Consider the following 16,522-nt stretch of genomic DNA (forward strand, 5'->3'; position numbering starts at 1 on the left):
CCCCAAGGAGCAGGATCATGGCATTGAATAATATTGGCGGGCTGCTGGAAAAGCGTCGTTCGGCGCTGCTGGAATACTGCATCGGCAAAGCAGGCAGTGAGAAATACACTTTTCTGAAAACACCGGCCGATCTGTTCGAACTGCTGCGCATGGATCCGCTGGACAGCTATCAGGTGCAGAGTTCCCGGGTGGCCGAAGCGATCAGCTGTACGCAGCAATTCATTCATGCGGCGTATCGCAAGCTTGAGCCGGGCCTTGATTCGCACGAGTTCGACCCGGACGATCTTGCCGCGTGGGCGCTCTACAGCAACTACCCCGATTGGGCCGCGGTGCAGCTGATTTCGTGCTACCCGGAAAACTTCATCAACCCTTTTGTGCGTCAACGCAAGACCAGCCTGTTCAAGAACCTGGAAAACAACCTCAATCAGGCGCGTCTGAACAACGATTCCGTGCAGACCGCGCTGCAAGAGTATCTGCAAGCCTTCGAGCAGACCTGCGACCTTGAGGTGATCAGTTGCTACATGGACGGCACGACGCCTGCCAACGCCAAATACTATTTTGTCGGGCGTCAACGGGTGCAGCCTTTTCAGTACTTCTGGCGCTCGGCGGATATTGAACTCGGCCCTGACAGTGTGGCGGTCAATCCGGCTGCGTGGAGCGAATGGCAAGCCATTGAAGTTCCCATCGCTGACAAGGTGCCGAACATCCGCCCGGTGGTCTGGAATGGCCGCTTGTGTCTGGTCTGGACTGAATGGCAAGACAAGGTTGCCGGCCAGGAGACGGGTGAGTACATCCCCAACAAACTGACCGTCAAGCTGGCGCTCATGATGCAAAACGGCCAGTGGCTGGCACCGTTGACGGTGTCTATCAAGGACCTTGAGCATGAGCTTCCGCCGGGCACCCGGTTGATCGCGAGCGTGCAAGTCGACACTCTTCACCCCAAGGGCAAGCTGGGTATTTTGGTGTCGGGCAAGGCTACGGTTGGAGACCCATTGAGGGTACATGCGGTCTACGACGTGCTGATGCGCCCCGTACAGCGCGATTCCGGGTTCTGGCTGGATGCAGCACTCGACCGGTTTGTCAGCAATGAAACGGTTCAACATCCATTGCTCCCTGAGGTGACGGTTGTTCCCCATCCAGCAGAGGGGGTAATAGCGCCGTATCTGGAACTGGACGTCACGGCGTTGCGGGTAGGGGACAAGGATAAGCTGACGGTCAAAGGTTATTGCTGGCCCACGGGACATCGCGGTACCGCAGACATACGTCTGGGATTGGCTTTTGACGATGAAAACGTGGTTGAGGCCAAAAACCTGTCTCTCGCGGGTGACTGGAACATCGGACCTTGGGTAGGCGAGCGAGATAAAGGCTCATGGCCCAATCCGACTATATTCTCACTGGGCCCCGTAATAACCTCACCGGTGACGCAAAGAAGTCTGTTTGACCTGACGATTGTCAACCTTACGGATTTCGTCCCGCCCAGCCTGGTGAAAAACACCGTTGATGCCGCACAGTTTCTGTCTTTCAACCAGACTGGACTGGCGTTGAAATACACCCGGCTCAATTCGTTGTTTGGCCCCGAGCTGGTGCAGCGCTCGAACTATTCCGTGGCGAGTGTGCTGGACTGGGACACTCAGTTCATCCCGGAGCCGCCGCCGACCGGCCAAGTGATCAATGAGCCCAGTGGTGCCTTCAACGGTGCCAACGGTCTGTTCTTCTGGGAGATCTTTTTCCACCTGCCACATTTGATGGCCACACGCCTGCGCGACGAAGAGCGCTTCCCGGAGGCACAGAACTGGCTGCATTACCTGTTCGATCCGCAGGCACCTGCTGATCCACCCACCCCGCCTCTGCCCAATCCCAAGCCGAAGTACTGGCGCTGCCGGCCCCTGAATATCGTCAAGGAAACGGGCGACCCTGGTTGTGAAACGCAGAACCCCACGGACCCGGATGCCATCGGTTACGCGGCGCCCGCGCACTTCCAGATCCTGGTGTTCACCGACTACGTGAAAAACCTGATGGCGTGGGGCGACTGGTATTACCGACAGCTGACCCGTGACAGCCTGGTGGCCGCCAAGCTGTGCTACGTCCAGGCCGGGTTTTTGATGGGCAAGGCACCTACGGCCAATACCGGTACTCGCTGGCAACCCGAGAAGGTTCAAGACCTTCTGGAAAAAAGCAGCACCCGGCCGAGGCTCGAGCAGTTTGAAAAAAACCTGAAGTTCAGCCTGGCGGATTTCCCGGTCGCCTCCGACGCCGCACCAATGCTGGGGCTGCTGGCGTGCGGGCCGTTTGAAATTCCGATCAATCAGTCGTTGCTCGACTTGTTTGCAGCGCCGGATCAACGCCTGCATAACCTGCGCAACAATCTCACCCTCGACGGCAAACCGCTGGACATTCCGCTGTTCAGCCCGCCTACGGACCCCAATCAATTGCTGCGTGACCTGGCTTCCGGTGGCGTGGCCGGGCCGAGGCCGATGGGCGGGCGGCTGGTGATCAATGCTTTCCGCTGGCGAGTGATGTTCGAGGTCGCGTTGCGCGCGGTGCAAGCGTTGCAGGATAACGGCACTCAGGTGCTGAGCCTGCTTGAACGGCGCGATCGTGCCGAGCAGGAAGAGTTGCAGCAAAACCATATGGTGGAACTGGGCAGCTACGCCGAGACGGTGCAGGAGCAGTCCATCGCTCAGTTGGAGGCGAGTGTGACGGCGTTGCGGCAAAGCCGTTTGGTGGCGCAGGAACGCGCCGATGCTTACGCAAAACGCTATGACGAAAACGTTTCGACGATTGAATATCAGGTCATGGACAGCCTGCATCAGTCCAAGGTGTTCTCCCTGGTGGCCAGGTCGATCAAACCGGCGGGCGCGGTGCTGGCCTCGTTGCCGAATATTTTGGGCTTTTCCAACGGCGGGCATCGGCTCGAGAAACTGGCGGACGCGGTGATATTCGGTCTGGAAATCGCCTCGTCACTGCAGCAAATCGATGCCGACCGACAGAGCACTACGGAAGGTTACCGTCGTCGCCGCAGTGACTGGGCGTTGCAACGTGATCAGGCGCTGGCCGAGGTGCGGGCCATGGATGCGCAGATTGCTGCGCAGAATCACGCGGTCACCGCTGCCCGGTCCAATCTGGCGCAAACCCTCAGGGCCAATACTCAGGCGCTGACGGTTTACAACTACCTGAAAAAACGTGCGAGCAATGCCGAGTTGTTCGGCTGGATGCTCGGCCAGCTCAAGGCATTGCACTATCAGGCCTACGATGCGGTGATCAGCCTGTGCCTCAGTGCCCAGGCTTCGCTGGCCGCCGAAACCGGTGATTACGATGCGCAGATCGCGTTGCCGCAGGTCTGGCTCGACCACCGTCATGGCCTGACCGCCGGTGATCAATTACGTGGGCATCTGCTACGGCTGGAACGTGAATACCTGCAACGCCACGAACGCCGGCTGGAATTGGTGAAAACCATCTCCCTGCGGCAGTTGTTCGACGACAAGGTTGAAGGTCAGGTCGGTATCGATAGTTGGGCCGATGCACTGGATCAGTTGCAAAAGACCGGCACGCTGGAATTCAAACTGACCCAACTGCTGTTTGATCGTGATCATCCGGGGCATTTCTGCCGGCAGATCAGTTCGGTGGAGGTCGATCTGCCGGTTTTGACCGGGCCGTTCGAGAATGTACGGGCGACCTTGCTCCAGATCAGCAGCATGACGGCGACCCGGCCCACCACACAATCGGTCGAGTACCTGCACAATCCCGGGCTCGGGGCGCCTTCGGATGTGGTGATCAACCTGCGCGCCGCTCAGCAGATTGCATTGTCGATCGGGCTGGCCGACAACGGCCTGACGGCCATGAAACCCGATGAAGGCCTGCTCAACCCGTTCGAAAACACCGGCGCGATCTCCAGTTGGAAATTGTCTTTCCCGTGGTTCAAAAAGCCGCAGCAAACCGCGCTGCTTGAATCGATGACCGACTGCATCCTGCGCATCCGCTATACCGCCAAGGCTGGCGAACCGCCGTTTGTGCAAAAGGTTGAAGACCTGGTCACTCAGGCTGAAAACGCCAGGCTGAACCAGCAGGTCGAAGGAGTGGGCAGTCATGAGTGAGCCGGTCATCCAGGCGAAAGAAAGCCTGCTGCGCAATGGTGATTTCAACGATCTGCTTAACCACTGGATTCGCAAAGGGACCGTGGGAATACAGAAGGAGTTGTATGAGAATTTTTTAATCCCTTTTATGAATGTCGGCGTCGGCGCCTCGGCTAAACAGGATGTAATCGTCCCTAAAAAAGCCGACGCGAGCGCCAGTTACGAATTGACGTTTCTCTGCGAGCTGCGCCCTGGGGTTGAGTGGTCGGGCGATTCAGGCTGGTTGTGCATTCTTGGCGGTAGCGAAGTGTTGATGAGCATTGAGCTCAAGGCCGGCGATTCACGCAGCCTTGAGCAAGATCAAGCTCGCCTGGCGGCAGGGCAGCCGCTGGAGTTCAAACCGATCCGCTATCGGGAGTCATTGGATCAACTGGGCTTCGATAGTGACGACACACTGACTTTCGAAGTTCGCGGGGTACCGAATAATCCATCAGACAGGCGCTCGTCCGTGCTTATCACCCGGATCGACCTGCAACTGAAACTGGAGCCACTGAAACTCCAGACTATGCGCCTGGATGAGCAAGACCTGGCGCCGGATCGCACGTTGTACCTGTGTCTGGGCGCAACCCTGGGCAACGGGATGGATGACCCGCTCGACATGCAGCACTATCTGTCGTTTGAACCGGGCGATGGCAATGCCTGGCAGGGGACAAAGATGGCGTTGACCAGTCCCGGCAATCCGATGGAAGCGGTCAAGGCCGCGCCAGATTGGGGCGTCGATCAGGCGCTGACATTGCCATGGTCGCTCGACTGCCCGTGGATGGCGGAAGACAAGACCTACGAGTTCTCGATCATCCTGTTCAACCAGTATGACGCTGAGCCTTATCCGATTGACGTGTCGTTGGGGCATCACCGTCTGGCGTTTGGCGACGAGCAGAAAGCGACCTTTTACCCCGTTCTTGAATATGCGCAGAGTGTGCGGCTGGGTGTGCAGGTCGTTTCCCATTACACCAGACAGGCGCTGGATGGCCGGGCGGTGAACTGGAGGAGTGCCGGGCAAGGTGTGATTGGCGCGGGTGTCACTGATGAGCAAGGCTGGGTTTTCTTTGATTTCGAGCCGAAGACGGCGGGTGATGTTGTCATCACGGCTTCGGTCGACAGCCCTTATTACGCTTCAGGCAAAGTGACGTGCGATTTTGCCGTGAAGGTGTTGGCGACCGATCCGTGGAAGGCTCTGCGGGCCGTTGTCGGAACGCAAGAAACAGCATGGGAGGCGACTGGCTACCCCAATCGGGGCAGCAACCATCCCGTCATCGTGCGCTTGCCGGCCGATAGTCCCTTGCGGGGAACGGAGTTTTCGCTGCACTGGAGCGGTGTCGGGCATGAGCAGCTGGGGGTCACGGTCAATCCGCCGCTCGAGGACCCGCTGCCATTCGACGGGGGCGATGTGCTCTGGACGCTGACCAGCGAGGATCGGCTCGACGGTCGTTTCGAACTGACCCTGCAGTGCTCGAAACTGTTGCTGCCATCACCGGGCAAACCCATGTCGCTGGCGCGCAATCGGCTCCGGGTGGGTGAGGTCCGTGAGGCCAACAAATTTCCGATAGTCGATGAAGAGGAAAGCGTGCTGCTGCGGGTGCAGGCGGTCCATTATCTGACCGCAGGCGATGGTGATCCCGTCAGCAATGCGCTGGTCGAATGGGTGACCCCCGACGGTGACGCTGTGTATGACGTGACGGGTGCGGGCGGTTGGACCAGTTTGCTGTATACGCCCAAAAGCACAGGGGACAAGACCGTCACGGCCTATCTCAAGGCGCACCCGGACGATACAGCTGTGCAACAGGATTTTACGGTCAAACCCGTTGCCACGAGCCCATGGAAAGATGAAGTCGAAATCCGCTTGGACGCAGTAAAGGTGGAGAGTCCGCTGGGGATGCTCTGTCGACGTGGGCAGACCCATACGCTAACAGTCGTGCCGAAGGCTGGCAGTGCCTGGATCGGACGCAACATCAGCCTGCATTGGCGCGGAAACGATCCGGCCATTGGATTAACGCCCGAAGACCTGACAACGCCGAAAGCTCTGCTGGCGGGCGGGGTGGAGTGGAAACTCGTCTCGAACAAAGACGACGGCAGTAGCGGTCTGTTTGAACTGGAGCTGCGTCTGGCCGGCCTGGCCAGCGTGCGAGAACTGTCGGGACGCCTGCTGTCCGAGGATTTGACGGAAGAAGTGGCGCTGATGCTCGATCAGATTCGCGCGTCGCTGGATGCCCGAAACCTGTATCCGTGCCTGGGGGCTGTTCACCGTTTCAAGGTTTTACCCAATGCATTGAGCCCGCTGGTGGGGCTGGACGCATCACTGAAATGGTCGGGCGCTCCGGCCGACTCATTGGGGGCGACGGTTGAGCCCACGCTGGATCGCCCACAGGTGCTGAGCGACGGTGGCGCGAATTGGACGCTGGACTTTACCGCCAGTACGGCGCCTGGCGAGTTTGCCCTGAGCCTGGCGTTACCGCAGCTGACATTCGAGGCGATCGCCAAGCCGATGACGCTGGCCCATAACCGGGTCAGGATCGAGACATGGCGGGGAGCGGCGGTCGATCCGGTCATTGGCCAGGCGCCTGCCTGGATGTGGGTTCAGGTGTATTCGCATTACACCCAACGTCCCGTGGATCAGGCGCCGGTGACCTGGACCGGCGACACCGGCCCACGCGATATCCAAACCACTGTCGATGGCTGGAGCGGTTTCGACTTAGCGCCGAAAACCGCGGGTGAGCAGCGGGTCACAGCGACTGTCATCAGTCGCTATGACGATTACCCGGATACTCGGCCGATGATGGTTAAAGCACTGGCAAGTGATCCGTGGGAGGGGGTGCTGGTCCGCTTCGACAGACAGTCGCCCCAGCCCTTGGGCACGCAGACGTTCTTCCCGCGGCGCAATACGCAGCACTGGCTGGATGTGACTGCGCCGGCCGGCAGTGTTCTGTTTGACAAGGAACTGACATTGGGCATGACCGGGACCGGTCCCGCGGAGCTGGGCATTCGCTTTGAAGAGCCGAGGCTTGGGGAGCCCAGATTATTTCCTCAAGCCGGACAGACCTATTCCTTCAAGACCGGCGATTTGAAGGACGCAAGCTTTGAGTTGCGCTTCTCGTCCGCCCGGCTGGCCAGTTTGTCCCCGGTGAATGCGATGTCGCTGGGCCAGGGTGAACAGGCCTTAAAGATCGCCGAACGCCAGCGAGCCCATCAGACGTTGCTCTGGGGCACAGAGGTGTCGGAGCAGATCACTGTGATCTCGGCGATCAGCGGCCGACCGATGGTCGGGGTGACCGTGACCTGGCGCAGCCCGGATCTTGGCGTGAAGCAATCGACCAGCAATTTTTATGGGGTAGCGAAGATTGCTTTTGTGCCGACGACACCCGGGCCGCTTGAACTGACGGCGTCGGTGGGGGGAGAGCTGCATTCAGCCTCGGTGTCGTTGCCGTTTTTCCTCAATGAACCTCGGAAAATCGATTCACTGACCAGCCCGCAGCCAGGTGGACCAGAGGGCGCGTGGGTCTCAGCGACCGTTAACGTGGTGTCGGCCCTGACGGGTGAGCCATTGCAGGGTGTCGAGGTGGAATGGGAATACCCGGACCGAATACTTGATTCGACCTACACCGACGAGAACGGTATCGCCGGGGTGAGGTTTCGATTGGCCGGTATCAGACGTGCCTGGCTGCAAGCAGCCGTGCGCGGTGGGTATGCGGGTTGGGATGTTCAATTTCTTGAATTTGAATTGGTGCCAGTAAATGAATAAATCAATTGAAACGGATGATTCGTCCACGCCTGATTCTCTGACCTGGAAGAAGGAATTCAGACCCCAAATCAATGGCAAGCCAGTGCGCTGGGATGACCTGAGCGTGGTGTTGATGAAGGGAGAAAAGTGCACGCTGGCGTTGGAGTATGAATACAGCTACTACATCGGCGAGCAGGACGGGTTTCTGGTTCTGGATTACAAGCCGGGCGATGAGGAGCAGAGACTGGTTTCTGATCCACCGTTGGGGGTGGAGTGTGAAATGGCTGAGGGAAGCCTTTCCTTGAGCTGGACTATTACTGCCGTAGAAGGCCCTGGCGGAGCCATTGAACTGGTATTTACCCTTCCACGGGACCCTCAAATATCGGAATCGCCGCCTGTGTCGGGGCGAGTTATTGAAAATTGGTCGGAGGGCTTCGTTCCCTGGGTTAACGGGCAGCGAGTCAGCTGGTCCGATGTGAAGCTGGAGTTGATGCAGGGAGAGACTTGCACGTTGGCGCTGAGCTATGAAGGCAGCTCTCTGATTGGTGATCCGGCCGGTTTTCTAGCGCTTGATTACATGCCGGGTGCAGAGGGGCAGGGGCTGGTGTTTGATCCGCCATTGGGGGGGGCGTGTGAAATGGCAGAAGGAACAACTTCCTTGAGCTGGACGATCACCAGCGAGCAGGCGAGAAGGGGTCCTTTTGAACTGCAGTTTGCGCTGCCAAAGTTAGCTGATGTACCGAAGTCTCCGTCATTGCCAGGAAGATTGATTGACAGCTGGCTGGAAGGGTTCTCACCGCTCGTGAACGGAAAGCAAGTCGAGTGGACTGACCTCAAGCTCGACTTAATGGCGGGAGAGACCATCAAGCTGGCGCTCGACTTTAAAGACAATTGGCTGATTGGTAATCCGGCTGGTTTTCCTGCACTTGAATACACACCGGGCGCAGAAGGGCAGGGACTGGTGTTTGATCCGCCATTGGGGACAGCGTGTGAAATGGCTGAAGGAACAAGCTCCTTGAGTTGGACGATTGCCAGCGAGCAGGGGCAAAGCGGTTCATTTGAATTGCAGTTTGCTCTGCCTGAATTTGCCACGATGCTGAAGTCACCCTCTTTGCCGGGGAGAAAAATATATCTACAGCAAGAGCTAGAGCTTATGTTCGACGCGTTTTCCTTGAACTTTGGGCGCGATGCCTATCCCTGTCACGGTGCGGTCCATAAAGTATCTGTGCGGCTAAAGCCGGACAGCCCACTATCAGGCAGGCGCGTGATTTTGGAATGGGAGGGTGAAAGCGCCGAGGATCTCGGCGTGGTGGTGACCCCCGCGCTGGAGTTGGAGCAGACACTTGATGGGGAATGGCTGACTTGGGAGCTGGATTTTAAACGAAGCACCAAAAACTCAGAGTTTTCATTGAAGCTGAGTACCGGCGAGCATCAAGGGGTCACTTTGCCGCTAGCCATGTCGTTGGGGCATAACCTGGTAACGACTGAGCGCTGGCAAAGGACAATCGAAATGGGGTGGGGGGCTATATGGACTTACTTCGGAATTCGTGCGACTTCCAGCTACTTGAAACAGCCGGCCCCCCTTGTTGAGGTCACTGTTAAGAGAGCCGGTGACGTACCCGTGTATCAATCCACATCAGATAAGGGCGAAGTAGAGGTACTCTCCACGGACGGCACTATTGACGGAGTTGGTATTTTGAATCGATACGACAGAAGTTACGTCTAGCCATCGTTTGGCTCTGGTTTATCAATAACGCCTCCTTGAACGAGGCGTTTTTTGTCAGTCACAAACCTCCACCCTTCTTCAGCGCCAGATACCGCGTCACCAGTTCGGCCCCCAATTCTGCGGGCCGAACATCCATCACCGGAACACCGTGGGCGACAATTCGCTCATGCAGTTCCGTGCGTTCATTGAGGTAGTTGACTGTCCCGCAATAGGCCAGCGCTTCCGGCAAGGTCTGCACCGGCACTTGGCGCAAGGTGTCGAGTGTTGTTTCGCGCAGGCTCGCCACCAGCACCCGGTGTTGCTGGCTCAGACGTTTGACGGCACCGAGCAGTTCATCATCGTCCTCATCACGCAAATTGGTCACCAACACCACCAGCGCCCGGCGTTTTTGCCGGGCCAGTAACTGGTTGATAGCGGCCTGATAGTCGGCGGGGCGCTGAGTGCTGTCGAGGTCGTATACCGCGTTGAGCAGCACGTTCAGTTGGCCGCTGCCCTTGACCGGGGCGAGGTGGCGCGGTTGATCACTGGCGAAGGTACTCAGTCCAACGGCATCGCCCTGGCGTAGCGCAACGTAGCTGAGCAGCAGGCAGGCATTGAGCGCATGGTCGAAGTGCGACAGCTCATCGTCCTGACTGCGCATGCGTCGGCCGCAGTCGAGCAAGAAGATGATCTGTTGATCGCGCTCGTCCTGATACTCGCGGGCAATCGGCGTGCGTTGGCGGGCGGTGGCTTTCCAGTCGATCTGGCGCAGGCTGTCGCCTTCACGAAATTCGCGCAGCTGATGAAACTCCAACCCTTGCCCGCGCCGTTGCCGCTGGCGCACGCCGAGTTGGCTGAGCCAGTTGTCCACCGCCAGCAGTTCACCGCCGTAGAGACGGGCGAAATCCGGGTAGACGCGGGTGCTGTCGATCACGTTGAGCACGCGTTTACCTGACCATAAACCCAGCGGGCTCGGCAGGTTCACTTCGCAGTGTTCGAAGCTGAAGTGGCCGCGTTTGAGCGGGCGCACGCGGTAGCTGATCAGGCTGATCTGGCCGGGCTGCAATTCGACGTTCAGTGGCAGGTTTTCAAAGCTGAGGCCCTCCGGCACATGGTCGAAAATCTGCAGGTTCAGTGGCGCGCTGAAGTCGTGTTCAACGGTTAGCTGCACCTCACCCCAGCGGCCAAGCGCGAGGCTGCCGGGCATCTGCCGTTTGATCCGCACCGTCGGCAGTCGCTTGAGGCGCAACGCATCGAGCGTCGCCAGCGCCAACAGTGCCAGCAGCAATCCCCAGTTGATTGACAGCAGGCTCTCCGGGACATCGATTGCCAATGCCTGCAAGGTGCCCAGCACGAGGCCGATGCCGAGCAGGATGATCAGCCAGATCAGCAGCAGACGCGAAGGTTTCATGGCAACGCAATCCCCTGCAAGCGCTGCCGAAGGCTGCGATCTTTTGCGTTCACAGGCGCGGCACCGGAATCTGATCAAGCAACTGCTGCAGCACTTGATCGACTTGCAGGCCCTCAATATCCAGTTCCGGCGCAATGCGCACACGATGGCGCAACACCGCCAGCGCGCAGCCCTTGATGTCATCGGGAATCACGAATTCACCGCCGCGCAGCAAGGCCCGGGCGCGGGCGCAGCGCACCAGCGCAATCGAGGCCCGAGGCCCAGCGCCCAAGGTCAGGCCCGGCCAGGTGCGGGTGCTGCGCGCCAGGCGCACGGCGTAATCGAGCACCTGATCGTCCAGCGGCAAATCACTGGCGATACGCTGCAACGCCTGCACGTCCTTGGCTTGCAACACGGTGCGTAACGGTTGCACGTCGAGCATGTCGGCGCGGGTCGAACGGCTGACCTGGCGCACCATGTTCAGCTCCTGATCGGCATCGGGATAATCCATGCGCACCTTGAGCATGAAGCGATCGAGTTCGGCTTCCGGCAGTGGATACGTGCCTTCCTGCTCGATCGGGTTTTGCGTGGCGAGGACCATGAACGGCTGCGCAATCGGCAAGGCGCGGCCTTCCAGCGTGACCTGACGTTCCTGCATCGCTTCGAGCAACGCGGCCTGGGTTTTTGCCGGGGCGCGGTTGATTTCGTCAGCCAGCAGCAGGTTGGTAAACAGCGGCCCTTTGCGCAGCTTGAACTGCTCGGTGTGCAGGTCGTACACGGCGTGGCCGGTGACGTCGCTGGGCATCAGGTCCGGGGTGAACTGAATACGTGCGAACTCGCCGCCGAAGCAACGTGCCAAGGCGCGCACCAGCAGGGTTTTGCCCAGTCCCGGAACACCCTCCAGCAACACATGGCCGCCGGCGATCAGCGCAGTCAGCACGTCGTCGATGACTGCGTCCTGGCCGATCACAGCCTTGTGTAATTCATTGCGCACGGCCTGCGCCAGTTGACTGGCACGCTGGCGCTGCTGGGCGGCGTGGCTGGCGCTGCCGGGCTCGATCTGTTCAGTCATAGCGTGTTCCTCAAGGTTTGCAGGTGGGCGACCTGGCGGCAGAAATCGGCATTGGACATCCGCCGCTTCGGCACCGGGCTCAAGGCCTGGCTGATGGCACGGGTCGGTTGCCGGGTCAGGCGCGACAACGCCAGCCATTGTTCGGCAACGTTCAATTGATCGAAGCCGGGATGTCGGCGTCGGGCGCGGCGCAACACGTCTTGTTGCAGAGCTTGCAACAGCGATTGCTGACCGTTGTGGCGCAGCATGAAATCGGCACTGGCGCGCAGGTGCTCCTGCAACTGGCGACGACCACTCGGCGCGGGCGCCTGAAGCGGGCCATGGCGCACACTGGCCTGCCACAACCACAGGCCGATCAACGCGAGCAGGGCGACGATGGCTTGCGGGAAGTAGCGCCAGAGCAGCGTCAGCAGGCCATCGTGCTCGGTGTTGTAGATCAGCGTGACGTCGGTGTCGGCGCTCAGATACCAGAGCAGCCAGGCGTTGTCGTACTGGGCAATCGCCGTGGTTTTCCACAGTTCGGCGTCGGTGACCACGGTGATCGAGCCGAGGCTGTAGGGCAGTTGCATCATGTGCGTGGCCTTGGCGCTGTTGGCCCAGGCATGCGCAAGATTCTTCGGGTCGTCGAGGTGAAAGTCGGTATCGAAGCCGGCGTAGGCCGGCGCGTCTTCGTCTTCCAGGTACAGTTTGGTCAGGGCGGGATACGGTTCATGGGGCAGGCCTTCGGGCGGGTCCTTCAGATCCTTGGTCAGGGCCTGATGCAGTTGCACTCGATCAAGCAGCAGATCGTTGCTTTGTCTGGTCTGCGGGTCCCACAGTGCTTCGGCGACGAACACCAGCCGCCCACCGGCGCGGGTCCAGTTCAACACTTGATCGACCTGACGCGGGGGCATCCGCGATCGGTCGTTGAACAGCAACAGTGTGTGCCCGCGCGGATCGATATCCGGCAGCACCGCGAGGCTTTCGGCATGGTCAACGTGGATGCCGCGCTCACGCAGAAATATTTCTGCCGCCAGGTAGGGGTTGGCCTGCGCGGCGGGTGAGGGGCCGTGATCGACTTCCTCCTGATAAGGCTTGGCGGCCATGAACAGATACACGCTCAACGCCGCCAGCAGGGCGAAGAGCAATCCGCCGAGCCACCACAGGCTGCGCCGATTCAACGCGAGACTCCGTGACCGAACAGGGCGCGCCAGCCATCGCACAGTTCCTGTTGCAGATGCGCCGCCGGTACGCGATGCCCATAGGCCATGTTCTGCCAGTGAGTGGTCAGGATGCGGCTGAAGGCGAGCAGTTCCGGTCGTTGAAGTTGTTCGACCCGCGCCAGTACCTGGTTTTCCGTGTCGGCGTCCTTGAGCGTCAGATCGAAGTCGTGGAGCAAATGGCTGAGCAGTCCTCGATAGAGCAGGCTCAGCGCGGCGCGTGGCTGACTCTGCCAGAGTTGTTCGGCGTGGGCGGCGATGTCCTCGGGCAGGGTTTCGCGGTTAAGGTCGAGACCAAAGGCCTGTTGCGGCACTGGTCTTTTCGCTCGCGCAGGCAGCGCCGGACGGCGGCTGACGAACGCTTGCAGAAACTCGCGATAGCGCCAGATCAACCAGCCGACGGCGGCAATCACTGCGCCCCACAGCACCACTTCGATGACGGTGGCCAAGGTGTTGAATTGTCGGCCTTCGAGCCAGCCGAGCAGGGTTTTCAGCCATTGTGGGGCATCACCTTCCTTGTCGGATTTGGCCGAAGTTGCCGGATCTTCGCCAAAGCGATAGCGAGTGACGGACTCCTTGTTTTTGAACGGCGGTTGTTCGAGCAAAGCCTTGATACTGTCGTGCGAGGCCTGGCTGGTCAGCGGCTGATTCAACAAGCGCGGCGTATCCGGGCTGCTGTCAGCTTCAGCGGCCCACACCGAGGGCACATTGGGCAGCAGCAGGCACACCGCCAGCAGCACGCCGAGTACGCTGCTGTTCAGCCGTTGCCGCAAGCGGCGGAACACCAGTTCGATGTCCCATGCCTCCAGTTGCGTGCGCCGGTTCAGATAGAGGCTGAAACCACAGGCCACGTAAATCGGTTCCCACACCACCAGCACCAGCGCATAGAACGCGTTAGTCAGGTGTTCCAGCCAACGCCAGTCCTGGTCTGCCGCGAGGATCAACGATTGCCAGTCCCAGTCCGTTTCGATCTGTTGCGGCAACAGCAGGTAGAACAGCACCATCAGGCCGATCCACAACGCAGTTTCCAGGTGCATGCCAATGATGGTCAGCCATTGCGCGGCGCCGGCATTGCGTTGCAACAGCACGTGCAGTCGCTGCTGCCGTGCACTGCCATCCAGGCCTTCAAGTTGCACCACAGGCATCAGGAAACTGCGGCTCAGACTCAGCCGGCGCCAGGTCAGGCTGGCCAGCAGTTGCGGTTTTAGCAGGCGTGGCCACTCGCGCAGGGCTTGCCTGAGTGTCGGCGTTTCACCGAACAGGGCTTTGGACAGGATGTACAGCGGCAGGCGTTCGTACGCCGGTTTCAGCCACCAGAAGATAAACAACGCCAGTGACGGCGAATCCCAGAGCAACAGGCTGAGCAAGACGAACAGCGGCAGGGTGACGATCGCCCAACTGGTCATCAACAAGCGCCGGTGTTGCTGGCTCATCAGCACGCCCAGATCCATGGCTTCCCAGGCGGTGCGCGGACGGATCACCACCGTTGCGTCACTCAGGCGCATGACGGGACCTCCCGGCGAACAGCAAATAGCTCGCCACCAACGCCCACAGCGTGGCGCCGACCAGGTATTTGGTGAGTGGGGCGACGCTGGTTTTCGATGACCAATAAGCTTCGATAAACGCGGCGATCAACAGGAACAGCATGACCCCGCAAATCAGCAGTACGCTTTTGCGCGCGGCGCGTTTCAAGGCTTCGGCGCGGTTCAGGCGTCCCGGCGCGATCAATGCCCAGCCCAGTTCCAGGCCTGCCGCGCCGGCCAGCGCAATGGCCGTCAGTTCGAAGGCGCCGTGGGCAATCACGAATGACCAGAAGGTCTGACCGAAGCCGATTTCTGTCAGGTGCCCGGCCACCGCACCGATGACCAGACCGTTATAGAACAGGAAAAACGCACTGCCCACGCCCATCAGCAAACCGCTGGCAAAGGTCTGGAAGGCAATGCCGATGTTGTGCATCACGTAGTAACCGAACATCACCCAGTCTTCACTGGCGGCGCGATCGGCGGGGCGCCCGAGGTGGCCGGCCACCGGGTCGTACATGCCTTGCATTTCACGCACCTGATCGGCAGGGATCAGGTTGTAGACCAGCTCGGGAAACACATACACCAGCACACCGACGCCAATCAGGCTGCCGAAAAACAGCAGGCACGCCACCAGCACAAAAGGCCATTCGGCGCGCACCAGTCGCGGGAAGTCGGCGAGGATGAAGCTGAGCAGGTTGGCGCCCAATCGACTGCGATGCCGGTAAAGCTGCTGATGGCCGCGCAAGACCTGCTGTTGCAGGGAATCGATGAGGAAACTGCTGTAGCCGCGCTCCTGCGCCAGTGCCAGATGCTGGCAGAGGCGTCGATAGGCTTTGGGGAAACCGGCCACTTGCGAGGTTTCCTTGCCCCGTTCGAGGCGTTCAAGGGCCAGTGCAAAACGCTCCCATTCGGCCTTGTGACGATTTTCGAAAAGGCTTTGCTTCATGTTGGCCCCAGCAGGCCGCGGGCGATACCGTTGAGTTCAGCAACGGCCTTGGGCGCGGAAATATGCAGTGGCTGGGCCAGCAGCGCTGCCAGCTCGTTAACCCGTGCCGGCGTCAGTTCGGCCTGACGTTCGGCAAAGCCGAGCAGGGCGCGTTGTTCACTGAGGGTGAGGGCAATCGGTGCGCGTCGGGGTTCCGCGGCGGGTAATTGCGGGCGGCTGACTGGCTGTTCGCTGTAGACCACCAGCGTACCGGCGGCGATATCGCCCAGCCGTTTGAAAGTCGGGTGTTGCAGGCAACTGATGGCGCCGAGAAAGTAGCCGAACGGCAGCAGATCGACAAAGCGCAGCAGGTTGCGCAGCAACGACGCCGACCAGCCGATGGGCGTGCCGTCATCGTGCACCACGCGCAGGCCCATCCATTGTTTGCCCGGCGAGCGTCCCTGGCGCAGCACTTCGAACAGCACCATGTACCACCAACTGATCGCAAACAGCAGTAACGAGCCGAGGCCCATGCCGAGCTTGCCGAGGAACGCCAGCACAATGAACAGCGCACCCATGATCAGGCCGCGCAGACCCAGATCGATCGTGAAGGCCACGGCTCGTACCATCAGCCCGGCCGGGCGCAACGGCAAGTCGATGCCTTCCGGCGTTTCGACCTGATGCCGCGTATCCAGCGGCGGGGCCAGCGGTGCTTTCCTTGGCGCTGTGGGCTCGAGCATGGGCTACCTGATGTTCGCCTGTTCGGGGTGCAAGTGGGGTCGATGCTAGCAGCCTCTCGGGGGAAAACGACATAACTATGTATTGCACAGCATGTGGCGCCAGGTGTTTGAATGACGCGA

General features: G+C 59.9%; 9 protein-coding genes. 3 read left to right on the top strand and 6 right to left on the bottom strand.

The genetic code is table 11. From position 1 onward, the window contains the following. Positions 1-17 precede the first annotated feature (17 nt). From ACIONG_RS12590 to ACIONG_RS12600, 3 genes are read left to right on the top strand one after another with little or no spacing between them, the layout of a single operon-like run. Positions 18-4,094, top strand: a complete 4,077-nt coding sequence (locus tag ACIONG_RS12590; RefSeq protein ID WP_401299742.1) for a neuraminidase-like domain-containing protein — start codon at positions 18-20, stop codon at positions 4,092-4,094. Further along, positions 4,087-7,869 carry a hypothetical protein gene (locus ACIONG_RS12595; protein ID WP_401299745.1) on the top strand — a complete coding sequence of 1,261 codons (3,783 nt, stop codon included), beginning with the start codon at positions 4,087-4,089 and terminating at the stop codon, positions 7,867-7,869. The genes ACIONG_RS12590 and ACIONG_RS12595 overlap by 8 nt, the downstream gene beginning before the upstream one ends. Continuing rightward, entirely contained in the window at positions 7,862-9,574 is a 1,713-nt protein-coding gene (locus ACIONG_RS12600) for a hypothetical protein (protein ID WP_401299748.1), read from the top strand. Before ACIONG_RS12595 ends, ACIONG_RS12600 begins: the two co-directional genes overlap by 8 nt. Positions 9,575-9,632: 58 nt before the next feature. Here the strand turns inward: ACIONG_RS12600 and ACIONG_RS12605 are convergent, their stop codons facing one another. From ACIONG_RS12605 to ACIONG_RS12630, 6 genes are read right to left on the bottom strand one after another with little or no spacing between them, the layout of a single operon-like run. Then, positions 9,633-10,964, bottom strand: a complete 1,332-nt coding sequence (locus ACIONG_RS12605; protein ID WP_401299751.1) for a DUF58 domain-containing protein — start codon at positions 10,962-10,964, stop codon at positions 9,633-9,635. Between the two features lie 49 nt (positions 10,965-11,013). Next, a complete protein-coding gene (locus tag ACIONG_RS12610) occupies positions 11,014-12,015 on the bottom strand; it encodes a MoxR family ATPase (protein ID WP_103306435.1) in 1,002 nt (333 codons plus the stop codon). After that, positions 12,012-13,175, bottom strand: coding sequence for a DUF4350 domain-containing protein (locus ACIONG_RS12615; RefSeq protein ID WP_401299755.1), 1,164 nt, complete (start codon positions 13,173-13,175; stop codon positions 12,012-12,014). The genes ACIONG_RS12610 and ACIONG_RS12615 overlap by 4 nt, the downstream gene beginning before the upstream one ends. Continuing rightward, entirely contained in the window at positions 13,172-14,719 is a 1,548-nt protein-coding gene (locus ACIONG_RS12620; protein ID WP_401299758.1) for a DUF4129 domain-containing protein, read from the bottom strand. The genes ACIONG_RS12615 and ACIONG_RS12620 overlap by 4 nt, the downstream gene beginning before the upstream one ends. After that, positions 14,706-15,683, bottom strand: a complete 978-nt coding sequence (locus ACIONG_RS12625; RefSeq protein WP_401299761.1) for a stage II sporulation protein M — start codon at positions 15,681-15,683, stop codon at positions 14,706-14,708. The genes ACIONG_RS12620 and ACIONG_RS12625 overlap by 14 nt, the downstream gene beginning before the upstream one ends. Beyond that, on the bottom strand, positions 15,680-16,402 hold the full coding sequence (locus ACIONG_RS12630; protein ID WP_103306439.1) for an RDD family protein: 723 nt from the start codon (positions 16,400-16,402) through the stop codon (positions 15,680-15,682). Before ACIONG_RS12630 ends, ACIONG_RS12625 begins: the two co-directional genes overlap by 4 nt. Positions 16,403-16,522: the final 120 nt, after the last annotated feature.

The organism is Pseudomonas sp. NPDC087817 (assembly GCF_044742875.1).
In the GTDB taxonomy this organism is placed as follows: domain Bacteria; phylum Pseudomonadota; class Gammaproteobacteria; order Pseudomonadales; family Pseudomonadaceae; genus Aquipseudomonas.